This is a genomic window from Pedobacter sp. MC2016-15 (assembly GCF_026239695.1).
Taxonomy (GTDB): domain Bacteria; phylum Bacteroidota; class Bacteroidia; order Sphingobacteriales; family Sphingobacteriaceae; genus Pedobacter.
Genome location: NZ_JAPIVS010000002.1, coordinates 728,716 through 754,834, shown reverse-complemented (window position 1 = coordinate 754,834; position 26,119 = coordinate 728,716). Strand labels below are relative to the sequence as shown.

The following is a 26,119-nucleotide window of genomic DNA, read 5'->3' as shown; positions in this document are numbered from 1 at the left end:
CATATAGGGGAATTGCAAGCGGAATCTTATATTTGTATGCTAATCAAATATCCGGTACCTGCATCAAGTATGTTCAATCGCTTTAAGATCTCCTTTTTCTCTCTGTTGCTGACGATAAGTCTGTGTATTGCTTTGTCTGCCACGGCGCAGAAAGTTGTGGCTGTAAATGACAGGGTTGACCAGCATATGTTCACATTCACTGAAATTGAATGGCTGAAGGATGATTCAAATCAGCTGACTTTCAATGACATCAGCAGCAAAAACTATAGTGGTCGTTTTCAGCCCAACCTGAGCAGCACTCCCCAGACCAAAGACCTGAAGGCTACCTACTGGTTCAGGATTAGGATTAGACACAGTAGTCTTGCAGAAAAAAGGTTTATCCTCGAGTTTTTTGACCAGACGATCGACCATGTTACAGCCTACTTACCGCAGAAGGATGGCAGTTACCGGCTAAAGGAATTTGGGGATACTTTTGATTTTGAAGAAAGGGAGTTGCACCATAAAAACTTTGAACTGAATATCCGCAATGACAACGATCAGACGCAGAGCTATTATTTCAGATTTAAATCCTCACAGATCGCAGATGTAATTATAGTACTGCGATCGGTCGACTGGTTCATTTCCTATGCGCTGGACGAGTATTTCTACTTCGGTATCTTCTACGGGATGATCCTGGTGTTCAGTTTCTACAACCTGATCATGTTTATTGCCATGCGGCAGCGGCAGTACCTCTATTATGTATTGTATAACCTGAGTGTGGGTTTCTTTGAGATGAGCACCGATGGTATCGCTTATCAGTACCTCTGGTCTTCAGCCACACACTGGAACCAGATTGCCTATGCTTTTGCGCTGTATGCTACGAGTGTATTTGCATTGTTATTTACAAGGGAGCTGCTGTTCGTTAAGTCGAAAGCCCCCAGGTTAAACCAGCTGATACTTTATATCATTGCGATCAGGACGGTCTTGTTCCTGTATGGACTGCTGGTCGACCGCTCCTTGCTTACCTATAAGTTTATTGAGTTTATACCCCTGGCAGTGGCTTTTTATACCGGCATTTACATTTATAAAAACGGGTACAAACCCGCGCGTTTCTTTGTGCTGGGATACAGTTTTCTGTTCGCGGGCTTTAGCCTGAAGCTGCTGATCATGCTGGGGCTGACCTGGCTGAACTTCGGGGTGGCCACCTATTACAGCCTGAGCATTTGTTTTGTGCTGGAAATGGTGTTTTTGTCTTTCGCCATTGGTGATAAGGTGAGGATATTGAAGCATAAAAAGGATAAAGTGCAGCGACAGATGATGCGGCAGATGGCCGAGAACGTGAAGCTGAAAGATACACTGAACCAGCAGCTGGAAGTAAAAGTTGAAGAACGTACCAAGGAAGTGTTTCATAAGTCGCTGATCATTGAGGCAAAAAATGCAGAGCTGCAGGAAGCGAACGACCTCCTGAAACAACAGGCAGAAGAGATCTCCAGGATGAATGTGCTACTGGAACAGGACAACCAGGAGCTACAGTTTAATGTAGAGAAGGTGACGCGCGACCGCGTGATGTCAGCGGATGTGGACTTCGAAGAGTTTAGTAAGATCTACCCGGATAAGGAAAGCTGTAACCTCTTCCTGTCGGAATTAAAATGGAAGGACGGCTATCAGTGCCGCAAATGCAAAAACACCCATTATTACAACGGACATATCCCCTACAGCAGACGCTGCAGCAAATGCGGATACGAGGAATCGGTAACGACGTATACCGTGTTCCATAACACACGGATTCCGATCAATAAAGCTTTCTACATGATCTTCCTGATTTACTCTACCAAGGGAAAAATCTCTTCCCATAAACTCGCAGAAATCCTGAATATCCGTCAGAGTACCTGCTGGACTTACGGTTCAAAAATCAAACTGCTGATGGAAGAACGGAAGACTATCCTCAAAAAAACCAACAAAAACGGCTGGAGCAAGCTGGTACTGGAGTAAAATTCTGCTATTTTTTGCTCAGGTATCGTAGCGTATCATTTCTCTCTGCAGCGCCTTAGCGTAAAGGACCTTTACACGCTGATTTACAGCACTAAAGGCTGCAATTCTACTGTGGTATTATAGCGTATTAAAATACTTATAACAACCTATATATCAATAAGTTATACAAAATAAATTTCTGATTTTGCTTGCATTTGCCCCGGAAATGAGCTTAACTTTAGCCCACCAAATAAAAATCAAATACACGCAAAATCATGAAAAAAAAAGTTACTCTTTTTATCTTTTGCCTCTTGTGCGGGTTCACAGCTGCAATAGCGCAGAACATCACGATAAAAGGTGAAGTCAAAGATCAGCAGGGTTTGCCCCTGCCGGGAGTTTCGGTAACGGTTAAAGGTTCTACGCAGGGCGTAGTTACCGGGACCAACGGAAGCTACCAGTTATCAGCTCCAAAAGAGGGCACACTGGTTTTCTCCTTTATCGGGTACAAAAGCATCGAGGAGCCGGTCAGTAACCGGACAACAGTAAGTATCACCTTAACAGACGACAACCAGCAACTGAACGAAGTTGTAGTAGTTGGTTATGGTACACAGGTAAAGAAAGACCTGACCACGGCCGTAGTATCGGTGTCTTCCAAAGATATCCAGAACCAGCCGATCACCAATCCACTGCAGGCCTTACAGGGTAAAGCAGCGGGTGTGCAGGTAAACTCGCAGTCGGGAAAACCAGGCGCAGGAATTACCATCAGCATCCGTGGAAATACATCGATCACAGGTTCAAACAGTCCGCTCTACGTCATTGACGGGGTGACCTCAAGGGATGCAAGTTTCATCAACCCCAATGACATTGAGTCGATGACCATCCTGAAAGATGCATCGGCTGCTGCCATCTACGGTTCCAGCGGTGCAAACGGCGTAGTGCTCATCACCACCAAAAAAGGTACTGCAGGTAAACTCAAGGTGGGCTTTAACGCTTTCACAGGTTTCTCCAACTTCTGGAAGAAACAGGATGTACTGAACAGCGAGCAATACATCGCCCTGCAAAGGGAACTGGGTTATACTTCATTTGGCGGCACGCAGAATACCGACTGGCAGAAAGAAACTTTTGGAACGGGTACACAGAACAACTACCAGGTTTCTCTATCCGGTGGTACCAAAGGCGGACAGTACTACTTCTCATCCGGATACCAGCAGGATAAAGGGGTAGTGGCGCCGGCAAAGCTGGACAGGATCAGCATGAACTTTAACGGTACCCAAAATATCACCAAATGGCTGAAACTGACCGCTACGGCATCATTGACATCCAACAACTCTGTAGACGTTCCGGATAATGCAGGCTCTACCAAGGGTGGTGTCATCTTAGGGGCGCTGACTACTCCCCCTACACTCACCATTTACGATCCAAATGGTAATTTCACGGCAGTTCCGGCAGGGTATGATTCTCCGATAGGAAACGCCTTTGGATCGACCAACAGAAACAGACAGTTCAGGTTTATCGGTGCTTTTGCCGGAGAAATAAAAATTACACAGGACCTCTCGTTCAAATCAAGCATCAGTACCAATGGCAATAAAGCCTATTACAACTACTTCCTGGACCCGTATAAAACTGTCTACGGACGGACGGAAAGAGGTATCTATAACAACAGCAAAACCAAAGACAATGTATGGCTGAATGAAAATATCCTGAGCTATAACAAGACGATCGGGAAGAATGTATTCGGTGCGGTAGCAGGTTACACCATCCAGGAATCCAACTACTCACTGAAACCATATTCAGAATCACGTTATATTGATGCTTCTACAGGTGCGCCGATTGCTCCTACGCTGGCCGTAAACGTAAATACTGATGCACAGTGGGCCAAGCAGTCGTACCTGGGAAGGATTACTTATGCTTATGACAGCAAGTATCTCTTCAGTTCCAACTTCAGGGCTGACGGATCATCCCGTTTCGCGCCCGGACATCGCTTTGGTTACTTCCCTTCGTTCTCTGCAGGATGGAGAATCTCAGGGGAGAATTTCCTGAAGGACAGCAAAACGATTAACGACTTGAAACTACGTGGTAGCTGGGGTCAGGTAGGTAACGATGAGGGTATTGGCGATTACGCGTATCTGAAACTGTACCAGATCACCGCACAGAATTCATACAACCTGACACAGCCTGCAAATGAGCTGCTGTCATGGGAGAAAACTACACAGACCAATATCGGGATCGACTTAACGATGTTTGACAACCGTGTAACCTTTACCGCGGATGCCTATCTGAAAAAAACCAATGATCTGCTGATCAATGTGCAGCTGCCGCCGTCCACAGGACTGGGCACACAGGCGCTGAACGTGGGTTCAATGGAGAATAAAGGTTTGGAGTTTAACCTCTCAACCAAGAACTTCCAGAAAGAGAAATTCAGCTGGACGACAGACCTGAACATCTCCTTCAACAAAAATAAAGTGACCAGCCTTGGTGCTGCTACCAGCTCGCTGGATTACGCTGGACTATATGAGCGTGATGCCGCAGTAAAAGTTGTGGCTGGACGCCCTTTGGGTAGTTTCTTTGGTTATGTGTATACAGGTGTCAATCCCCAGACGGGAGATGCGATGTATCAGGATACGAATGGCAATGGCGTAACGGGGGCTGATGATCCCGCAGACCGTACTTTCATCGGCAATGCACAGCCAAAATATACTTATGGGGTAAACAACAATCTGACTTATGGAAACTTCGGATTATCACTGTTCTTCCAGGGTGTTCAGGGTAGCCAGATGTTCAATGCCTCGCGACTGGACCTCGAAGGTATGTATGACACCAAAAACCAGAGTACAGCAGTGCTGGACAGGTGGACTACACCGGGACAGATCACGGATATCCCAAGGGCACTGGTAGCTTCGTCGAGAAACTCACTGACATCAAGCAGGTTTGTGGAGAACGCTTCGTACCTGAGGCTTAAAACGGCTACCCTGTCTTACAACTTTGGTAAAACTACTTTAGGCAACTGGAAGATGGATAAGCTGATGATTTTTGCATCCAGTTATAACCTGCTGACTTTTACCAAGTACAGCGGATTAGACCCTGAAGTAAGCCGTTATACCTCAAACACGCCGGATATGGGTGTTGACTATGGTACTTACCCACAATCCAGGACTTTCATATTTGGTGTAAACGTTGGCTTTTAATTCTTAGAAAAATGAACTCAAAAATATATTCACTGATCGCCGCCGGGGCTTTTGTCCTCTCAGTTCAATCTGGCTGCAAAAAAGATTTTTTAGATAAAAAACCGATTAACCAGGTAACGGCCGACCAGGCATTTACCGATGCCGCAGCAGCGGAAAAGTTAATCAAGGGTGCCTATGACGGAAGATACAACGACTATAACATCTGGGATTACCAGGTAAATGGGGATGTACAATCTGACAATTGCTACGCAGGAGGTGATAACCAGGCAAATATACAGATCGACCTGTTCACACCAAATGCCACCAATGGCAACGTATCCAGGGACTGGTCGGCACTCTACGGAGATATCAAAAATGCCAATGAGGTTTTGGAGAATGTGCCGAAGATCAATGACGCGGCGCTGGATGCCGGCGGCAGAAGAAACCAGATCCTGGCAGAAGCAAGTGGTTTACGTGCCTATGCTTACTTTAACCTGGTAAGGTTATTTGGACCGGTGCCACTGATCCTGAAAACACCGTCGACCATTGCCGAAACACAGCCTGCAAAGGCCACGGTAGATGCGGTATATGCCCAGATCATTACAGATCTTGAATTTGCAGCAACCAATGCGATGAGCAGCGCTGCAAACAAGGGAATCTTTACCAAAGGCGCAGCAAATGCCTTGCTGGCGAAAGTACATGCGTCTAAACCTACGCCCGACTGGGCGAAAGTGAATACCTATGCCGATGCAGTGATCGGAGGTGGTTATACACTGTTTGCCAATTTCAGCGGCCTGTTTGATGAAGCGAATGAGAACAACTCCGAATCTATCTGGGAGATGCAGTTTGACGGCAGTCAGCATAGTAACTGGATGCCGGGAATTATTACTGGTACAGGATGGAAAAGGTTTGATACCCCAACCAATGACCTGGTAACGGCATACGACAACGAAGGTGATGCCATCCGTAAAAATGCGAGTGTGCTGTTTAAAGATGTCAGCTCAGACGGATGGTCAGACAATTACTGGCCAAAATCGAAATACCCTTTCATCAACAAATTCAGGGCGGATACCAAAACCAATATCTATATGTTGCGTCTGGCGGATATCCTGCTGTTAAAAGCTGAGGCACTGAACGAGATCAGTGGCAGCGGCTGGTCACAGTCGAAAGTGATTGTAGACCAGATCCGGAGAAGGGTTAGTCTGGCAGGTACGCCGGCAGCAGATCAGGCATCCATGCGTCTGGCGATTGAGAAAGAGCGCCGTCTGGAACTTGCATTTGAAGGCCACAGATGGTTCGACCTGCTGAGAACCAACAGGGCTATTACTGTCATGAATGCACAAAGAGACGGTAACGGTGGTTTATTGAACTATAACGTGACCGCAGCAAAACTATACTTCCCTATCCCTCAGGCAGAGGTTGACAGAAATCCAAATATCAATAAATAATGAAGAGATATATCATATGTGCTGTTGCGATGGCCCTATCGGCTTGTTCAGCGAAAAAAACTTCGAGCGACGTTTCCTTCTGGCTTACCAAAGGTGACCGTTCTGCCCTGCTGGCAAAGCAGGATGCGGTCATGAATTTTACGGAGGTTGATAATGCCAACCCGACCATTACTGTTGATGCATCCAAAAAGTTCCAGAGCATTGACGGCTTCGGGTATACCCTTACCGGTGGCAGTGCCGGTCTGATCCATGCGATGGCCCCTGCGGCGCAGGACTCGCTGCTGCAAAATCTGTTTTCTACGGAAAAGGATGGTATCGGGGTGAGCTACATCCGGGTAAGCATCGGTGCCTCTGATATGAGTGCCGATACCTTTACCTACAATGACCTGCCAGCGGGACAAACGGATGTTGAACAGGCAAAGTTTTCCATCAGCAAGGACATGGGCGCGCTGGTGCCGGTATTGAAGAAGATCATTGCCATCCAGCCAAACATTAAGATCCTCGGTTCACCCTGGTCGCCCCCCACCTGGATGAAGACCAACAACAACTTCAAAGGAGGTAGCCTTAAACCTGAGTATTACCAGTCGTACGCAAAATATTTCGTTAAATATATCGAAGCAATGAAAGCTCAGGGGATCACCATTGATGCGATCACGATACAGAACGAGCCTCTTCATCCGGGCAATGTACCGAGCATGTATATGGAAGCCAAAGACCAGGCGATTTTTATCAAAACTGCTCTGGGACCTCTGTTCAAATCATCGGGTATCAAAACCAAGATCATTTTATATGACCACAATGCAGACAGACCTGACTATCCCCTGGACATCCTGAATGATCCGGAAGCGAAGCCTTATATAGATGGTTCTGCCTTCCATTTATATGCCGGAAAGATTTCTGCCTTAACTGCTGTGCACAATGTACATCCTGATAAAAACCTGTACTTCACCGAGCAATGGGTGGGTGGCCCGGGTAAATTTGATGAAGACCTGAAATGGCATGTATCTACGCTGATCATTGGTGCTACCCGCAACTGGAGCCGCAATGTGCTGGAGTGGAACCTGGCCGCAGATCCTTCCTATGGTCCGCATACAAAAGGCGGATGTGTCACTTGTCTGGGCGCCCTTACGATCAGTCCTGAGGTAAGCAAAAATGTTGCCTACTATGTGATCGGCCATGCTTCAAAATTTGTGAGCCCGGGATCGAAAAGGATTGCATCTGACATTACTGGTGATTTGCAAAATGTAGCATTTGAGACACCAGAAGGAAAAACAGTGCTGATCGTTGCGAATGTGAACAGTGAAGAGCAGACCTTTAATATCCGCAGCAAAGGCAAGGCCGTAACCGCTGTGCTTGCTGGTGGTGCCGTAGGAACATTTGTGTGGTAAAACATTTGCTTTGGCAAGGCTATTGCTGAAAAATTAAAAAGCACACATATGAAAAAACTGATTGTACTATTTGGCGGGCTGGCGGTCTGTATGGCTGCCTGCCAGAGCAAAACTACCGAAGAGAAAATTGACAGCCTGGCGACAGCGCCGGATACTGCAGTGTCATCCTCCAAAGCATGTTATGCTTCAATGAAAAACAGGGATACAGTTACGCTGTCCTATACGAAGGCGGGAAACACCATCGCTGGGGAGTTTAGCAATAACCTGTTTGAGAAGGACAAAAACTCTGGTCAGATCAATGGAATTATCAAGGGAGATACCATTATTGCAGATTACACGGCCAAAGGCGAAGGGGTAACCTCAGTAAGACAAGTGGTGTTTCTGAAAAAAGGCGACCAGTTGCTGGAGGGCTATGGTGATACGGAAGAGAAAGATGGCAAGATGGTCTTTAAGCAGATCAGCAGCCTGAAGTTCATCAGTGCTGTGGGGCTGACGGCAGTAGATTGCAAGTAAGCGTTCCGAATTTAAAATCCTTCGAAACGCTCCCAAAAGCCATCGACCGGCAGTTTGGCAAATATATTTACAGGCTCCTTTTTTACGGGATGTAAAAACTGCAGCCTGCGTGCATGTAAACAGATACTACCTTTACGGCTGCCCCTTGGGTAGCCGTATTTGTTATCGCCCACAATCGGGCATCCCATGGTTGACAGCTGCACCCTGATCTGGTGTGAGCGTCCTGTAAGGGGGTCCACTTCAATGAGGTAGTAGCCACCAAGTTCACCCAGCAGCCTGTAGCTCAGCTCTGCGCGCTGGCTGCCCTCCACTTCTTTCAGATGCGGGGTAACCACATTGGTCTTCGGATTCTTCACCAGCCAGTGTACCAGCGTTGCTGAAGGTACGGCAGGTTTGTTGCGCACAATTGCCCAATAGGTTTTCTTTACCTCACGGTTTTTAAAAACTGCATTCATGCGCTCCAGTGCCTTACTGGTTTTGGCAAAAAGGATAACCCCACTCACGGGGCGGTCCAGCCGGTGCACAACGCCCAGAAAAGCACTTCCGGGTTTGTTATATTTTACGGCAATGTACTTTTTTACCATCTCATCCAAAGGCTCATCTTTGGTTTCGTCTACCTGTACGATATCACCTGCCCGCTTGTTGATGGCGATCAGGTGATTATCTTCGAAGAGTATGTCTTTGTCTGTTACCGGCATTTAGTATTGCTCCTTTTCATTTGGAAAGTCGTTCGCTTTCACGTCTCTGATATATGATTTTGCTGCACCCAGGATTTCTTCGTACAGGTTCACATACTGGCGAAGGAAACGCGGCTTAAAGCCTTTGGTTAAACCGATCATATCGTTTACCACCAACACTTGTCCGTCGCAGTGCTGACCCGCACCGATACCGATGACAGGGATGTGCAGGCTTTCAGCTACTTCTTTAGCCAGTGCTGCCGGGATCTTTTCGAGTACCACGGCAAAACATCCTGCGTCCTGCAGCGCCTTTGCATCGGTTTTAAGTTTCTCTGCTTCGGCTTCATCTTTGGCTCTCACCGTATAGGTACCGAATTTATAAATCGACTGTGGCGTTAAGCCCAGGTGTCCCATCACCGGGATCCCTGCAGTGATGATCCTTTCGATAGAATCCACTATCTCCGTTCCCCCTTCAAGTTTTACCCCATGGGCTCCGGATTCTTTCATGATCCTGATGGCTGAGCTCAGTGCTTCCTTGGAGTTACCCTGGTATGAGCCAAATGGAAGGTCTACCACTACAAAAGCGCGGGTAGCTCCCCTTACTACACCCTGTGCATGATAGATCATCTGATCCAGCGTGATAGGCAATGTAGTTTCGTGACCAGCCATTACATTCGATGCTGAATCACCTACCAATAAAACATCCAGACCTGCATCATCGAGAACGGTAGCCATGGAATAATCATAGGCTGTTAACATCGATATTTTTTCGCCACGATGCTTCATTTCCTGCAGTATGTGGGTCGTGATACGTTTTACTTCTTTATTTACAGACATAAATTTATGCTTTAAGCGGACAAAATTAGGGTATTCATTTGAGAAACCGGTGTCTTCACACTTATTATCTCCGGCATGGAACGTAACATTTTAATCCTTTCAAAAAAAATCTTGATTTAACTCCGCAAAAACGTATCTTTGTATCCCGAAATGAACGGAGTATTCAACACTATATTTTTAAGCTCTTACAACGGTATCAATCCGTTAATCTCCGGTTCATTAACCCCTTTTTTCAAATTATTTTCTCATTTTAATTACAATGACTAACTACACCAAGTTACCTGCGATCTTGTTATTGGCTGACGGTACCGTTTACCACGGTAAAGCTGCCGGAAAAATTGGTACAACAACAGGAGAGATTTGTTTCAATACCGGAATGACAGGGTATCAGGAAATTTTTACTGATCCTTCTTACTTTGGTCAGATCATGGTCACTACCAATGCCCATATCGGTAATTACGGAATCCATAAAGAGGAAATCGAATCAGATTCGATCAAAATTGCAGGTTTGGTTTGTAAGAATTACAACATAGGTTACAGCCGTAAAGAAGCAAGTGAATCGATCCAGGATTATTTCCAGAATGAGAACATAGTGGGTATTTCAGACATCGACACCCGTTCACTGGTAAGAAAGATCAGGGACCAGGGGGCAATGAATGCGATCATCTCTTCAGAAATTACTGACATTGATGAACTGAAAGCAAAACTGGCAAGCGTACCATCAATGGACGGTCTTGAGCTGTCTTCACAGGTATCTACCAAAGAACCTTATTTCTATGGTTCTCCTGAAGCTAAATATAAAGTAGCGGCAGTAGATTTCGGGATCAAGAAAAACACCCTGCGTAACTTTGATAACAGGGATTTATATGTACAAGTGTTCCCGGCTAAGACTTCATTTGCAGAAATGGAAAAATGGGGTGCTGATGCTTATTTCATCTCTAACGGCCCTGGTGATCCGGCAGCGATGCCATATGCCATTGAAACCGTAAAAGAGATCCTTGAGGCAGACAAACCATTGTTCGGTATCTGTTTAGGTCACCAGTTACTGGCACAGGCAAACGGTATCGGTACGATGAAGATGTTCAACGGCCACAGGGGCTTAAACCACCCGGTTAAAAATATCATTAAAAATCACTGCGAGGTAACTTCCCAGAACCACGGTTTTGGTGTGATCCCTGACGAAGTGAGAAACTCAGATAAAGTAGAAATTACCCACATCAACCTCAACGATCAGTCGATCGAAGGTATCCGTGTAAAAGGCAAGAGAGCATTCTCGGTACAGTACCACCCTGAATCTTCTCCGGGTCCGCATGATTCACGTTACCTGTTTGATGATTTTGTGAACATGATCGGTGCTGAGAAAACCTGGTAATCCCTACCCGCGTTTAATCATCATTTGACAGCCATATTTGAAAAGGATTGTGTAAAAACAATCCTTTTTGCATGAAACCTAATTACATTTATCCTATGGATAGCAACAATGCCATTATCAGTGTCCGTAATCTTGTAAAAAGTTATGCCGACTTCAAAGCGGTGAAGGGCCTGAGCTTTGATGTCTATGAAAACGAGATTTTCGGGCTGCTGGGTCCCAATGGCGCAGGTAAAACGACGACGCTGGAAATCATTGAGACCCTGCGGGAGAAAACTTCCGGTGAGATCTTCGTGGATGGCCTTTCTGTAGATCAGGATGCCAATGCGATCAAACGTATCATCGGGGTGCAGCTGCAGGCGGCAGGATACTATCCAAACCTGAACCTGGTAGAGCTGATGGAACTTTTTGCAGGTCTGTATGGCGTAAACATCAAACCGATGGAGATGCTGGAGAAGGTAAACCTGCAGGATAAGGCAAAAGCAAAATACAAAGCCCTTTCGGGCGGGCAGAAGCAGCGTTTTTCTATTGCTACCACCCTGCTCAATTCTCCGAAGATCATCTTTCTGGATGAACCTACTACCGGACTTGATCCGCAGGCCAGGAGAAACCTCTGGGACCTGATCACTGAGATCAGGAAAAATGGAACTACCGTAGTGATCACTACACATTATATGGACGAAGCCGAGCAGCTGTGCGACCGTGTTGCCTTTGTGGAGCATGGCGAAATCATCGCTCTGGATACCCCGGATAACCTCATCGATCAGTTGCTGAGCCGTGGTTTTGAACGGAAAAAGGAAGTAAAAAAGGCCAACCTGGAGGATGTTTTCATCAGCCTGACGGGCAGAGAATGGCGCGAAGGCTAAAAGATACCTACAATGAACAAACCCTATAACCATACCAAGGCTACCCTTGCGCTTGCCAAAGCAAGTTTCCGCTCGATCATGCGCAGCCCTTCGGCCGTAGTCTTCACTTTAGCTTTCCCGCTGATATTTATCCTTGTTTTCGGATTTCTGGGTGGCGGTGGCATTAAGGTAGACCTGGCTATTGCTCCGGGATCGGACCTGGAGAACCCTGTGATCAAGACCCTGGAATCAACATCTGTAGTGAAGCTGCTGAAAGATAAAACTGCGGCAGAGATCGACCAGGAACTGGAAAAAGGTAATATTGCCGGAGTAATCGATGTGCATAAAAATATAGCGCCGCAGCCAGCCTACCTGGCGGATGTGAGGTATACCTCGGCTGCGCCGGATAAGGGGAATATCCTTAAATCGGTATTGAACAACCTGATGTACAGCCTGAACAGCAGAGACCTGAAACCTTCGGTAGCGGAGTTCAGGGAGAGCACCGTGCATGGCAGGACATACAGAACGATCGACTTTATTTTACCGGGGCAGCTGGGTTTCTCGCTGCTGAGTACGGGTGTTTTTGGTACGGCCTTCGTTTTTTTCAGCCTGAGGCAAACCCTGGTGATCAAACGTTTTTTTGCGACACCGGTAAAACGGGCGAGCATCATTCTGGGTGAGGGACTGGCAAGAATCGGCTTTGCCCTGCTGGGAGCGATATTTATCATCCTCATCGGCCATTTCTTTTTTCATTTTACGCTGATACACGGGGCGCTGACGGTGCTCAATATGCTTATCCTTTCTATTATCGGGCTGGTGGTCTTTATGGGCTTCGGCTTTGTGGTATCGGGCATTGCCAAGAGTGAAAGTACTATTCCACCGATCGCCAATATTATTACCCTGCCCCAGTTTCTATTGTCGGGCACTTTTTTCTCGATAGACCATTTCCCGGTATGGCTGCAGCCGATCAGCCGCGCCCTGCCCCTGACCTATCTGAACGACGCGATGCGCAAGGTTGCATTTGAGGGCGCAGGACTATGGGATGTGAAATTACAGATTTTGATTATGCTGGTCTGGGGTGTTGGAATCTACGCACTGGCAGTCAAGGTTTTCAAGTGGGAGTAATTTTTATAGGGCAATCCGTCCCTATAGTTTAAATTTTATTTTAACTTTGATTATCAACTGGGTAATTGTAATATTTACACTAAGGATATATAACACTTAAAACAAATAAAATGAGTTTAATTATTGATGTTCATGCAAGGCAAATCCTCGATTCAAGAGGTAACCCTACTGTTGAAGTAGAAGTAATCACTGAAAATGGTCAGATGGGCCGTGCGGCTGTACCTTCTGGTGCAAGTACTGGTAAACACGAAGCTGTTGAATTAAGAGACGGTGATAAAAAAGTCTACATGGGCAAAGGTGTTTTAAAGGCTGTTGACAATGTAAACAAGAAAATTGCTAAAGAACTTCAGGGAATTGATGTTTTCGAGCAAAATCTGATTGACAAAGCGATGATCGACCTTGACGGATCAGAAAACAAAGGTAATTTAGGTGCTAACGCGATCTTAGGCGTTTCTTTGGCAGTTGCCAAAGCTGCTGCTGCTGAGAGCAGACAACCACTGTACCGTTATATTGGCGGCGTAAATGCAAACACTTTACCTGTACCAATGATGAACATCCTGAATGGTGGTGCTCACGCGGATAACAAAATTGACTTCCAGGAGTTTATGATTATGCCATTGGGTGCAGGCAGTTTCTCTGAGGCCCTTCAAATGGGAACTCAGGTATTTCACCACCTGAAAGACGTATTAAAGAAAAAAGGATATTCTACAAACGTAGGTGACGAAGGTGGTTTTGCACCAAACATCGGTTCAAACGTTGAGGCTATCGAAACAGTATTGACTGCTATCGAAACTGCCGGTTTTACTCCTGGAAAAGATATCTGGATCGCTATGGATGCTGCTGCATCTGAGATGTACGATTCAAAAACCAAAACTTATAACTTCCACAAATCTTCAGGTGAGAAATTATCATCTGATGAGATGGTGAAATACTGGGTAGACTGGGCTAACAAATACCCTATCGTTTCTATTGAGGATGGTCTTGATGAGGATGACTGGGCTGCATGGGAAGCTTTAACTTTAGCTATCGGTAACAAAGTACAGTTAGTAGGTGACGACTTGTTCGTAACTAACGTAAAACGTTTACAACAAGGTATCGATAAGAGCATCGCTAACTCGATCCTGGTTAAAGTAAACCAGATTGGTTCATTAACTGAAACTATCAACGCGGTAACACTTGCACAAAACAGCGGTTATACTTCTGTAATGAGTCACCGTTCAGGCGAAACTGAAGATACTACTATTGCTGACTTGGCAGTAGCATTAAACTGTGGTCAGATCAAAACCGGTTCTGCTTCACGTTCAGACAGGATCGCAAAATACAACCAGTTGTTACGTATTGAAGAAGAATTAGGTTCTGCAGCACGTTTCATCGGTAAAGACTTCAGATTCATCAAAAAATAAGGTTTTCCTTATTCGCTGACATGGATTGTTAACATCCGTGAATATGAGCATTTTAAAAACATCCGGAGTTTTAAACTTCGGATGTTTTTTTTTATATACATTTGTCTTATGAACAGAGTGCTGGATATCTTTAGGAACAAATACTTTCTGTCGGCCGCAGCCTTTGTGGTATGGATGTTATTCTTTGATAAAAATGACATGCTCTCTCAATACGAATACCGTGCAGAAGTGAACAAGTTGCAGGACGAGAAAGATTTCTATGAGAAGGAAACTGCCAAAGTAAAGAAAGACCTCAACGAACTGAATACCAACCTGAACACTGCTGAAAAATTTGCCAGGGAGAAATACTTCATGAAAAAGGACAATGAAGACGTGTTTATCATCATCCGGGAAACGCCGAAAGACTAAACAGCGCCATTTCTTTTCCTGATAAACCACTCCGTACTGAGCAGCAGCAGCAACAGGGCGAACAGCCACCTGAAGTTGATCAGCTCATCATACCTGCGGTCTTCATAACTCAGGGTCTTCATCTGCCCGCTCTTCAATAATTCACGCTGCAGATCCTGTACCTGGTTAGCCCCATACAGTTTCCCATTTGTCTGCTCTGAAAGCTGGAACAGCAGCTGGTGATTGGCTACCGTCTGCTGAAACTCTGCCACCAGCGCATTGATAAAAAAGGATCCCTTCGCTGTGTATTGCTGTTTGCCGATTTCCGTACTGGCGACATAACTATAATTTCCCGGCGGCAATATGCCTGCATCCAGCTGGTAGGCAGATTCAAATCTGGAGAAGCTGAAATTGTAGGATTTACCACTTTCATTTTTCAGCCTGATAGACACATCGGCAGTATTTACGGGGAGATAGCTGTCGTTATAGAGGCTGGCATTGATGAGGATATGCTCATTTTCATCAAAGATCGGTTTCGCCGGGCGTACCACAAACTTTCGTTTATCATCCTGCACAGACAGGTATTGTACCACCTTAGCCATAAGGGAGGAGAATACGGGCACCTGCTGGTTTTCTTTGGCTTCAGAGAACTTCCATTTCCATAATCCTTCACCGATGAGGTAGCCGGTTTTACGGCCATTGAGGTTCATAAAAAACAATTGCGGCAGCTGCGTAGGTTGCTTGCCCCGGCGCTGGTTCAGGATCGACTGGAAGTCGCCCAGGGTTTTCAACTCTCCTGCCGGCGCCTGCAAAGCATCAAAATTCTCTACCACTTTCCTGGAAGCCGCATCCAGGTCGAAGAGCGAAGTACCTGTGTTGATATCACTGTAAGCATAGGTTATTCCGCGGCCATTGGCAGCGATATTCACACCATTTTGCAGCTGGTTAAACTGACTGATATTGCTCTGGGCGCCTACAATAAACCACAGGGGTACCTTTGCAGAACGGATCTTTTCCATGAAAGCGCCCGCATCAGCAGCAGTGCCGGGCAACTGGTAAAGAATAACCAGTCCGTACACTTTTGGATCAACACGCGCCAGCTCCTCTCCCGTGTGCAGGGATACCTCATAGTGTTTGTTCAGAGCTATGGCCCCTTTCAGCGCTGCCAGATCAGGATGTGGCGCCGCAGCAGCAATCAGCACCTTCTGCCGGTCGTCTATCACCTCTACGATCAGCTTTTGGGTATTGTTTTTCAGGGATACCTCTCCTGATACTGCAGAAAGGCTGATGGTATACTGGTGTGTACCGAGGCTATTCGCCTTGAGCGATACAGGTATGTTTTTGATGAATTGTGCCGAATTGACTTTGAGGAGTTGCTCATGGAGTTTCTTTCCGTTTTCGGAAACGGTCAGCCTTGTCTCCATCCCAGTGCACTGATAGGCTTCTGCCTGCACCTCAATCCTGAAATCATTATCCAGATAAACGAGGTCGTTACTGCTGACATTTGCTATCAGCACATCTTTCTGTGCTGTGGTATCACCAAGGGCGATGGTATATACGGGTGCTTTTAGTTCGGCAATGTCATTGACAGGACTGCCTCCCCTGTTGAATATGCCATCAGTGGCAAGCACTACTGCCCCTACGTTTCTGTTCAGCAGTTCATCCTTCAGCTGACTGACCAGCAGCGATGCATTGCTCAGCTTGCCGGAATAGCTAAAATTAAGCCCCTGGCTTACCTGATTAGCAAAGCTATATGTTCTTACCTCATATTTGGACGATAACTGATCTCTGAGCTCCTGAATAGATTTTCTGTAACGGAGACTGTCAAAACCCGCAGGCATCACTGCAGTGATGGACTGGGAATTGTCCTGAGCGATCACGATGATGGGTTTCTCCAGCGTGTAGCTGATCTGCCTGATCAGCGGCGAAAATAACAGCCAGAGGATCAATGCTAGGGCCAGCCCACGGAGGGCAGCCAGCGTAATCCGCATCCGCTTTGCCATTGCCTCAGCACGACCATAGAGCAGCCACGCAAAGAAAAGCCCCGACAGTATGCAGCCCAGTACCGCTAAAAATGAATAGAAAGTAAATGAATTGCCCATTGCCTGAAAGTAAAGATGCAAAAAAAAAGCGTCAGGGAGAACCCCTGACGCCAGTATCTGTTGCAGTTTGCAGACTATAACATACCGCCGCAAACCGACAGCACCTGTCCGGTTACGTAAGCACTCATGTCTGAAGCCAGGAACACACAAACGTTAGCCACGTCTTCAGGCTCTCCTGCTCTTTTCAAAGGAATACCTTCTTCCCATCCCTTAACTACTTTCGGATCCAGCACTTCTGTCATCTCTGTGCGGATAAATCCGGGAGCGACAACGTTGGTGCGGATATTTCTTGAACCGAGTTCTTTGGCTACCGATTTAGAGAAGCCGATGATACCTGATTTTGAAGCTGCATAGTTCGCCTGTCCGGCATTTCCCTGAACACCTACTACAGAGCTCAGGTTGATGAATGACCCTTTACGGGCTTTCATCATGATCTTCGATGCTGCTTTAGTTACATTGAACACTGATTTCAGATTCACATTGATGACATCATCCCACTGCTCTTCGCTCATACGCATCAACAGGCCGTCTTTAGTGATACCGGCATTGTTTACTACGATATCCAATGCTCCAAATTCAGCAACAATATCATTGATCAGCTTTTCAGCTTCATCAAATTTTGAGGCATCAGAGCGGTATCCTTTGATTTTTGTTCCAAAAGATTGCAGTTCCTGCTCCAGGGCTTCCCCTTTTTCTACTGAAGACAAATAGGTGAAAGCTACGTTAGCGCCCTGCTCAGCAAATTTCTCTGCAATCTTGCGGCCTATGCCTTTCGAAGCACCGGTAACCAGTGCTGTCTTTCCTTCTAATAATTTCATATATAATATTTTTATAATTAAATAGCGGGTTCCTGCTGACTCAGGCAGTGAAAACTACCCAGTCCCCAGATGATATCTGTAGAATCTATACCTACCACTTTTCTGTCAGGGAACACACCACGGATAATTTCCAGTGCGATCTCATCATTTACATCCCTGAAAGTAGGTACGATCACGGCAGCATTGGCAATATAAAAGTTGGCATAGGAAGCCGGCAGCCTGGTGTCTTCATGAATAACGGGCGAAGGCATCGGCAGCTGCACGATATTCAGGGGCATCCCGTTGATCAGGCGCATTGCTTTCAGCTCTTCCAGGTTTTCTTTCAGCAGGATATAGTTTTCATCCAGGGGATTAGACTCAATTACCGTTAATACCGTATTTGGGTTTACAAATCGGGTGATGTCATCAATATGCCCGTCAGTATCGTCACCAACAATACCATCGCCTACCCACAGCACCTGCAGCGCACCGTAGCATTCTTTAAGGTACTCTTCTATCTGCTCCTGGTTAAGATGAGGGTTTCTGTTTTCGTTTAACAGACATGCCCTGGAGGTTAAGATCGTACCGGCACCGTTAAATTCAACAGATCCGCCTTCCATGACGATACCCGGGTTAAATACCGGCAGGCTGAAATGGTCGGCAATCCTGGTAGGGATCACATCATCCAGCTCGTAGGGCGGATATTTGTTACCCCAGGCATTGTAGCCCCAATCTACTACCACCTTTTTATCATCAGCCGCAGGGTTGATCAGAAAAGCAGGTCCGTGATCACGGCACCAGGCATCATTGCTGGGGTTAAAGTAAAACTCTATCTGCGTCAGGTCTGCACCGGCTTCTTCCAGCTTGCCAATAGCAAAAGCTTTGGTAGCCTCATCATTGACATTGATACGCACTTTTTCTCCGGTAGCCACGATCTTGATAAATTCGCAGTACGGCGCATAGATCGTATCCAGTTTGCCGGGCCATGAGGCTTCTTTATGCGGCCATGTGAGCCATGTAGCTTCATGTTTTTCCCATTCTGCCGGAAAGCGGTACCCGGCTCTCCTTGGCGAGTGATCAAATAGACTCGTCATCAATATATCTTTTAGTAATTTGCGAATAGCTGTCAATTCTTCTGTCACGCAGGAAAGGCCAGTGTGTTCTGTAGTTGTTCGACTGCGTCAGATCCAGCTCTACCACTTTCAGTTCTTCCTGATCATGTGAAGCCTTGTACAGCAGCGAGCCGAATGGATTGGATACAAAAGATCCGCCCCAGAAAGATACGCCTGCTTCTTCACCTACACGGTTGATGCTCACTACAGGTACCCCGTTGGCGATCGCATGTGAACGCTGTATGGTTTGCCATGCATTGTATTGCTCAGTATTGGTGGCTTCATCCTGTGTGGTTGCCCATCCGATTGCGGTAGGGTAAACCAGGAAGTCTGCACCCATCAGCGCCGTTAAACGGGCAGCTTCAGGATACCACTGATCCCAGCAGATCAGCACCCCAATTTTTGCATATTTCGTTTTGAATACCTTATATCCCAGATCGCCGGGAGTAAAGTAGAATTTCTCATAAAAGCCCGGATCATCAGGGATATGCATCTTGCGGTATTTACCCAGGTAAGCACCGTCAGCATCCAATACAGCAGTAGTATTGTGGTATAACCCTTCAGCTCTTTTTTCAAAGAGAGAGGCTATGATCACGACGTTCAGTTCAGCAGCTACGGCCGACAAAGCATCGGTTGAAGGACCAGGAATAGTTTCTGCAAGCTTGAAGTTTTCATAATCTTCTTCATCGCAGAAATACAGCGATGTAAACAATTCCTGCAGGCACACCACCTGGGCACCCTGCGCTGCAATCTCGCGGATCTTTACAATTGCCTTATCTAAATTTTCTTGTTTGTTACTGGTACAGCTCATCTGCACCAATCCAACTTGTACTTTAGCCATTCTATGAAATTTTGTGGTGCAAAGTTAAAGAAAATATCGAAACCGATCTTATCAGATATCTTTTCCCTGATTATGGGGATACGGGAGGGACCTGTAAAACAAGGCTATCCTTGTACTCATCCTGCAATTCAAACAGGCATTTGGCACAGAGACAGCTGTCATAGTGCTCACTGATATACTGCACCTCATTGAGATCGAGATGTACCACACTGCACTGGCATTTGGTATAGGAGTTAGCCTTACACTCTATTGCCGAACCGCAGCGCTCGCATGGTATGATTTCGTGTTTAGCCATTGACTCCGTTTTAAAAAACAAAAGTACGGTAAAATGAATTACCGTACTTTATCTCTTTAACTTTATGAGATTTAGATTATCCTGAGCAGCTGATGCATCCTTCTTCCATAGAGCAAACAGGGCCGTCAGTGATTTCTTCCACAACCTGCTCGATCACCTCAGGGATCACAGGCTCCATCGCTTTACCGGCCTGGTTCTCCACCGTGAACTTAACAGCCTGTGCAGCTGCCTGCGTACGCAGGTAGTACATACCAGTTTTCAGACCTTTCTTCCATGCGTAGAAGTGCATTGAAGTCAGTTTGGAAGTATTAGGTGCATTGATAAACAGGTTGAGAGATTGCGACTGGCAGATATAGGCACCACGATCGGCCGCCATATCAATGATGCTGCGCATTTTAATTTCCCATACTGTTTTATACAGTTCCTTGATATAATCAGGGATTTCTGCAATGTCCTGTACAGATCCGTTAGCCAGGATAATCCTGTCTTTCATCGCTGGTGTCCATAACCCCAGAGAAACCAGGTCTTTCAGCAAGTGTTTGTTTACGACAACAAACTCACCACTCAGTACACGTCTGGTGTAGATGTTTGAAGTATAAGGCTCAAAACATTCGTTGTTACCAAGGATCTGTGAAGTAGAGGCCGTAGGCATCGGTGCTACCAGCAGCGAGTTACGCACACCATCTTTTACCACCTTCTTACGCAGGTCTTCCCAGTTCCAGCGGTTGCTGGCCGGTGTTACATTCCAGAGGTCAAACTGGAACTTACCTTCAGACAAAGGAGAACCTTTGAATGTTTCGTAAGCACCTTCCTTCAGCGCAAGATCGTGCGAAGCCGTCATGGCCGCGAAGTAAATCGTTTCGAAGATCTCTTTGTTCAGTTCTTTGGCACCATCACTTTCAAAAGGAAGACGCATCAGAATAAAGGCATCTGCCAATCCCTGTACACCCAAACCTACGGGACGGTGACGCATGTTGGAATACCTTGCTTCCTCGATCGGGTAATAGTTGTGATCGATCACCTTGTTCAGGTTTACGGTAGCCTGGTATGTCACCTCATATAACTTCTGGTGATCAAACTCTCCGTTAACCACAAACCTTGGCAGTGCCAGCGAAGCCAGGTTACATACGGCAACCTCATCTTTAGAGCTGTACTCCATGATCTCTGTACAGAGGTTGGAACTTTTGATCGTTCCTAAGTTCTGCTGGTTGGATTTGCTGTTTGCAGCATCCTTATATAAAAGATATGGTGTTCCGGTTTCGATTTGTGAATCGAGGATGGCAAACCACAATTCCTGTGCTTTGATCGTTTTACGGGCACGTCCTTCTTTTTCGTAACGTGTGTATAAGTCTTCGAACTCCTTGCCAAAGCAGTCGGCCAGTCCCGGTGCTTCATCCGGACTAAACAGGCTCCATTCGCCATTTTCCTCCACGCGCTGCATAAACAGGTCGCAGATCCAAAGGGCATAGAATAAATCACGTGCACGCATCTCTTCCTTACCGTGGTTTTTACGCAGATCGAGGAAGGAGAACACATCCGCATGCCATGGCTCTAAATAGATCGCGAAGGCACCTTTACGTTTACCACCGCCCTGATCTACATAACGTGCAGTATCATTAAATACTTTTAACATTGGAACGATACCGTTACTGGTACCATTGGTTCCGCTGATATAAGCACCTGTAGCCCTGACGTTGTGGATGCTTAATCCGATACCGCCGGCACTTTGTGAAATTTTGGCAGTTTGTTTAAGCGTATCATAGATCCCTTCGATACTGTCATCCTGCATCGTTAACAGGAAGCATGAAGACATCTGTGGTTTTGGTGTTCCGGCATTGAACAAGGTAGGTGTACCATGTGTAAACCAGCGCTCGCTCATCAGGTTATAACTAGCGATCACACTGTCGATATCACCTTTGTGGATACCCACCGCCACACGCATATATAAGTGTTGCGGACGCTCAACGATCACGCCATTGATTTTCAGCAGGTATGACTTTTCCAGGGTTTTGAATCCGAAATAGTCAAATCCGAAGTCCCTGTCATAGATAATCGTACTGTCCAGGATTTCTGCATTGGCTTCGATCACGGCCCATACATCATCTGCAATCAGCGAAGCAGATTTGTCAGTTTTAGGGTCTACGTAGCGGTACAGCATCTCCATCGTTTTTGAAAACGACTTGGTGGTATTTTTATGCAGGTTTGATACAGCGATCCTTGATGCCAGCAGCGCATAATCAGGGTGCTTGGTAGTTAAAGAGGCAGCAGTTTCTGCGGCAAGGTTATCTAATTCTGATGTCGTAACGCCATCATATAAACCTTCAATTACCTTTTTGGCTACATCAATAGGATCAACCAATTCGGCATTAAAGCCATAACATAACTTCTCGATGCGGGCAGTGATCTTATCAAACCGCACCGCTTCTTTGCGACCATCTCTTTTTTCTACAAACATATTTCTTAGGGTTTTGTATTATCTAATTAAAAATCATCGTCCAGGGAGAAAGCTGATGCTTTGTCTTCTGAAGATGTAAGTACTCCACTTTTCTGGTAATCACCAACACGTTTCTCGAAGAAGTTGGTTTTTCCCTGTAAGGAAATCATTTCCATGAAATCAAAAGGGTTAGTGGCGTTGTATATTTTATCATATCCCAGTTCTGCAGACCATCTGTCGGCCACAAACTCAATATACTGGGACATTAATTTGGCATTCATACCAATTAAAGCAACCGGCAGGGCGTCAGTTACAAATTCTTTTTCGATCTCCACGGCATCTTTGATAATACCATGCACAGCTTCCTGTGATAGTCTGTTGTTTAACATTTTGTAAAGCAGGCAGGCAAATTCGCAGTGCATACCTTCATCCCTTGAGATCAGCTCATTGCTGAAGGTCAGTCCCGGCATCAGGCCACGTTTCTTTAACCAGAAGATCGAGCAGAAACTACCGCTGAAGAAAATACCTTCAACTGCAGCAAAAGCCACCAGACGCTCGGCAAAGTTTCCGTTATCGATCCATCTCAATGCCCATTCTGCTTTTTTCTTTACACATGGTACAGTTTCGATGGCGTGGAATAACCTGTCTTTCTCGGCTTCATCCTTGATGTAGGTGTCTATCAGTAAGGCATAGGTTTCAGAATGGATATTCTCCATCATGATCTGGAAGCCATAGAAGCAGCGTGCTTCGGGCAGCTGCACTTCGCTCATGAAGTTCACAGCAAGGTTTTCGTTGACGATACCGTCGCTGGCAGAGAAAAACGCGAGGATATGTGAGATAAAATGACGCTCTCCATCATTCAGGTTGTCCCAGTGTTTCTGATCGTCAGAGAGATCTATCTCTTCTGCTGTCCAAAAACTAGCTTCACTCTTTTTGTACATTTCCCAGATTGCCGGGTACTTGATTGGCAACAGGACAAAGCGATCTTTGTTCTCTTTCAGTAATACTTCTTCTTCCATGGTTGAATTTAAAAATGATGTAAGCCTAAGCGGTTAGCTATTAAATCCTTAGCCAATAATATTTTGATAAGATTGACAGGATTTTTATTATAACAAATATAAACTTTGAGGCATTTATTCGTTAGCAATAGTTGTTAACAAGTGTGCGTAATTATCCACATGAAGGGGAAAAGATTACCGATAAATTACTTTAGAAAGTTGTAAATGATTCAGGGCTGGACAAAGCAATCCCGTATAAATGTGAATAACATTTAGGAATCTGACTATATGCGAATGAAAATCAATAATTAAGAAGGCTGGCCGTAAGCGATGCTAACTTTTGACTGGCCTTTGTTGTAGAATCCAAGTTCTTTGGCAGCACTTTCGGAAACATCAATGATGTAACGTTTGCTGTGCGGGCCCCTGTCATTGACCTCAACTTCTACGGATTTACCATTGTCGAGGTTGGTTACAGTAACGATTGTTCCAAGGGGAAGAGACATATGGGCACAAGTGAATTTCTTTGCCCGGTATTTTGCGCCGCTGGTTGTTCTGCGGCCTTCAAATCTTTTATGATAATACGTTGCTAGTCCTGTTCTTATCCGTGTTACTATGCCTGTTCCGGGATCTGTGCCGGTGTCTTCCGACTGTGCGCTGACCTGCAGAAACACGAACATACTCAAAAAAAGCAAACAGTATTTGATCTTATTCATCTATTGATTTTTAGTTATCAGATGGAGCCTTTGATGATTAAAATAGTTATTTTAATCAAGTCGGGTTCATGTTTAATTTCGTTAGTGAACGCTCAAAGATAGGTAAAAAAACCCGGGCTTTCCAAACGAAAAATGCCCAATGAGCTGATCATCGGGCATTTATGCGGTTTATGGGTCATTAGACCCTATTTATCGGGTACAAAATTCATCGAAACTGAGTTCACACAGTGACGTGTATTTTTGGCAGTGAAACCCTCTCCAAGGAATACATGTCCGAGGTGTGCCTTACAATTTGCACATACAATTTCTGTACGGGAACCGTCTGCATCAGGAATTCTGAGTACGGCACCTTTGATCTCATCATCAAAACTTGGCCATCCGCAGTGCGAGTCAAATTTAGAATCAGAGCGGTAGAGGGCCGCGTTACAACGCTTGCAGGTATAGGTTCCTTTTGCCTTGTTGTTGAGCAAAGTTCCGGTACCCGGATATTCAGTGCCTTTGCGCACGATTACATCTTCTTCCTCTTTTGTTAATTTATTCCATCCCATTTTGCTGGTAGTTTTAGTGGTATTTTCTTTTTCTTGTTTCTGGGCACAGGCAGTTAAACCGGTGATCATGACGAAGCTCATGATTAAGATTAGTTTGTTCATCATTTTTCTGTGTGTTAAGCCTTATATACGATTAACAGCAACGGCTGGTTTTTAGTGTTTAGGCCGGGCAAATTGACAGTATTTTGATGATATCACACAAAAAAAATGAGGCTTAACCAATTGGCAAGCCTCATCTTACAGGATATGTTAAAATACTATTTCTTTAACAGGTCAGCCATAGCCTGACCAATTTCAGCAGGGCTTTCTACAACACGGATACCGCATTCTGCCATGATTTTCATTTTTGCAGCAGCAGTATCATCAGCACCACCAACGATTGCACCAGCGTGACCCATTCTACGGCCTGCAGGAGCAGTTTGTCCGGCGATGAAACCTACAACTGGTTTAGTACCATTTTCTTTGATCCACAATGCAGCTTCAGCTTCCATACCACCACCGATCTCACCGATCATGATGATACCTTCAGTTTCAGGATCGTTCATCAACAGTTCAACAGCTTCTTTAGTGGTTGTTCCAATGATTGGGTCACCACCGATACCGATAGCTGTAGTGATACCTAAACCTGCTTTTACTACCTGATCAACAGCTTCGTAAGTAAGTGTACCTGATTTAGACACAACACCAACAGTACCTTTTTTGAAGATAAAGCCTGGCATGATACCAATTTTAGCTTCATCAGCAGTGATTACACCAGGACAGTTAGGACCGATTAAACGGCAATCTTTTCCGGCGATATATTCTTTTACCTGAATCATATCCTTTGTAGGGATACCTTCAGTAATACAAACAATAACTTTAATTCCAGCTTCAGCAGCTTCCATGATAGCATCTGCAGCAAATGCAGGTGGAACAAAGATGATAGATACATTGGCACCAGCCTGATCAACCGCATCTTTAACCGTATTAAAAACCGGTTTGTCTAAATGAGTTTGTCCGCCTTTACCAGGTGTTACCCCGCCAACTACGTCAGTTCCGTATTCTATCATTTGTGAAGCATGGTAAGTACCTTCATTTCCGGTAAAACCTTGTACAATTACTTTCGAATCTTTATTTACTAAAACACTCATGTATCTATAATTTTTTATGCAAATCTAAGATTATTGCATGGAT

At 45.5% G+C, this 26,119-nt stretch carries 22 protein-coding genes; 10 read left to right on the top strand and 12 right to left on the bottom strand.

Annotation, left to right across the window (positions count from 1 at the left end; all coding sequences use genetic code 11):
- The first annotated feature begins 36 nt into the window (after positions 1-36).
- The 5 genes from OQY15_RS08055 to OQY15_RS08035 all read left to right on the top strand — a co-directional run bounded on the left by OQY15_RS08055 (position 37) and on the right by OQY15_RS08035 (position 8,463).
- Positions 37-1,971, top strand: coding sequence for a 7TM diverse intracellular signaling domain-containing protein (locus OQY15_RS08055; protein WP_265789944.1), 1,935 nt, complete (start codon positions 37-39; stop codon positions 1,969-1,971).
- A 254-nt stretch (positions 1,972-2,225) separates the two neighbouring features.
- Positions 2,226-5,135, top strand: coding sequence for a TonB-dependent receptor (locus tag OQY15_RS08050; RefSeq protein ID WP_265789942.1), 2,910 nt, complete (start codon positions 2,226-2,228; stop codon positions 5,133-5,135).
- 11 nt (positions 5,136-5,146) lie between these two features.
- Positions 5,147-6,562 (top strand): RagB/SusD family nutrient uptake outer membrane protein, encoded by a 1,416-nt coding sequence (locus OQY15_RS08045; RefSeq protein ID WP_265789939.1) that lies wholly within the window; start codon positions 5,147-5,149, stop codon positions 6,560-6,562.
- A complete protein-coding gene (locus OQY15_RS08040; protein WP_265789937.1) occupies positions 6,562-7,950 on the top strand; it encodes a glycoside hydrolase family 30 beta sandwich domain-containing protein in 1,389 nt (462 codons plus the stop codon). The genes OQY15_RS08045 and OQY15_RS08040 overlap by 1 nt, the downstream gene beginning before the upstream one ends.
- 48 nt (positions 7,951-7,998) lie before the next feature.
- Positions 7,999-8,463, top strand: coding sequence for a hypothetical protein (locus OQY15_RS08035; protein ID WP_265789935.1), 465 nt, complete (start codon positions 7,999-8,001; stop codon positions 8,461-8,463).
- Positions 8,464-8,474: 11 nt separating this feature from the next.
- Here OQY15_RS08035 and OQY15_RS08030 read toward each other — a convergent pair whose 3' ends face one another.
- Entirely contained in the window at positions 8,475-9,161 is a 687-nt protein-coding gene (locus tag OQY15_RS08030) for an RluA family pseudouridine synthase (protein ID WP_265789933.1), read from the bottom strand.
- Entirely contained in the window at positions 9,162-9,977 is an 816-nt protein-coding gene (gene panB / locus OQY15_RS08025) for a 3-methyl-2-oxobutanoate hydroxymethyltransferase (RefSeq protein ID WP_265789931.1), read from the bottom strand.
- Positions 9,978-10,236: 259 nt separating this feature from the next.
- Here panB and carA point away from each other — a divergent pair, with 259 nt between their 5' ends.
- From carA to OQY15_RS08000, 5 genes are all read left to right on the top strand, one after another.
- Positions 10,237-11,349: a glutamine-hydrolyzing carbamoyl-phosphate synthase small subunit gene (carA, locus tag OQY15_RS08020; RefSeq protein WP_265789929.1), complete on the top strand. Its 1,113-nt coding sequence runs from the start codon at positions 10,237-10,239 to the stop codon at positions 11,347-11,349.
- Positions 11,350-11,420: 71 nt separating this feature from the next.
- Complete coding sequence (locus OQY15_RS08015) at positions 11,421-12,212, top strand: ABC transporter ATP-binding protein (protein WP_265789927.1); 792 nt, start codon at positions 11,421-11,423, stop codon at positions 12,210-12,212.
- A gap of 12 nt (positions 12,213-12,224) precedes the next feature.
- Positions 12,225-13,316, top strand: a complete 1,092-nt coding sequence (locus OQY15_RS08010) for an ABC transporter permease (protein WP_265789925.1) — start codon at positions 12,225-12,227, stop codon at positions 13,314-13,316.
- A gap of 110 nt (positions 13,317-13,426) precedes the next feature.
- Positions 13,427-14,719 carry a phosphopyruvate hydratase gene (gene eno / locus OQY15_RS08005; RefSeq protein WP_265789923.1) on the top strand — a complete coding sequence of 431 codons (1,293 nt, stop codon included), beginning with the start codon at positions 13,427-13,429 and terminating at the stop codon, positions 14,717-14,719.
- 108 nt (positions 14,720-14,827) lie between these two features.
- Entirely contained in the window at positions 14,828-15,127 is a 300-nt protein-coding gene (locus OQY15_RS08000) for a septum formation initiator family protein (protein WP_265789921.1), read from the top strand.
- Here OQY15_RS08000 and OQY15_RS07995 read toward each other — a convergent pair.
- From OQY15_RS07995 to sucD, 10 genes are all read right to left on the bottom strand, one after another.
- Complete coding sequence (locus tag OQY15_RS07995) at positions 15,124-17,208, bottom strand: hypothetical protein (RefSeq protein WP_265789919.1); 2,085 nt, start codon at positions 17,206-17,208, stop codon at positions 15,124-15,126. The genes OQY15_RS08000 and OQY15_RS07995 overlap by 4 nt on opposite strands.
- A gap of 74 nt (positions 17,209-17,282) precedes the next feature.
- Entirely contained in the window at positions 17,283-18,026 is a 744-nt protein-coding gene (gene fabG, locus OQY15_RS07990) for a 3-oxoacyl-[acyl-carrier-protein] reductase (RefSeq protein ID WP_265789917.1), read from the bottom strand.
- A gap of 17 nt (positions 18,027-18,043) precedes the next feature.
- Positions 18,044-19,099 carry an agmatine deiminase family protein gene (locus tag OQY15_RS07985; RefSeq protein WP_265789914.1) on the bottom strand — a complete coding sequence of 352 codons (1,056 nt, stop codon included), beginning with the start codon at positions 19,097-19,099 and terminating at the stop codon, positions 18,044-18,046.
- Complete coding sequence (locus OQY15_RS07980) at positions 19,083-19,958, bottom strand: carbon-nitrogen hydrolase (RefSeq protein WP_265789912.1); 876 nt, start codon at positions 19,956-19,958, stop codon at positions 19,083-19,085. The genes OQY15_RS07985 and OQY15_RS07980 overlap by 17 nt, the downstream gene beginning before the upstream one ends.
- Positions 19,959-20,028: 70 nt before the next feature.
- Positions 20,029-20,253 (bottom strand): cysteine-rich CWC family protein, encoded by a 225-nt coding sequence (locus OQY15_RS07975; RefSeq protein ID WP_265789910.1) that lies wholly within the window; start codon positions 20,251-20,253, stop codon positions 20,029-20,031.
- Between the two features lie 76 nt (positions 20,254-20,329).
- Positions 20,330-22,708 carry a ribonucleoside-diphosphate reductase subunit alpha gene (locus tag OQY15_RS07970; RefSeq protein WP_265789908.1) on the bottom strand — a complete coding sequence of 793 codons (2,379 nt, stop codon included), beginning with the start codon at positions 22,706-22,708 and terminating at the stop codon, positions 20,330-20,332.
- A 26-nt stretch (positions 22,709-22,734) separates the two neighbouring features.
- Entirely contained in the window at positions 22,735-23,706 is a 972-nt protein-coding gene (locus OQY15_RS07965; protein WP_265789906.1) for a ribonucleoside-diphosphate reductase small subunit, read from the bottom strand.
- A 287-nt stretch (positions 23,707-23,993) separates the two neighbouring features.
- Complete coding sequence (locus OQY15_RS07960) at positions 23,994-24,398, bottom strand: septal ring lytic transglycosylase RlpA family protein (RefSeq protein ID WP_265789904.1); 405 nt, start codon at positions 24,396-24,398, stop codon at positions 23,994-23,996.
- Between the two features lie 185 nt (positions 24,399-24,583).
- Complete coding sequence (locus OQY15_RS07955; protein ID WP_265789902.1) at positions 24,584-25,051, bottom strand: methionine-R-sulfoxide reductase; 468 nt, start codon at positions 25,049-25,051, stop codon at positions 24,584-24,586.
- A gap of 152 nt (positions 25,052-25,203) precedes the next feature.
- The gene (gene sucD, locus OQY15_RS07950) at positions 25,204-26,076 is read right to left on the bottom strand and encodes a succinate--CoA ligase subunit alpha (protein ID WP_265789900.1); all 873 of its coding nucleotides are present in this window, start codon (positions 26,074-26,076) and stop codon (positions 25,204-25,206) included.
- Positions 26,077-26,119: the final 43 nt, after the last annotated feature.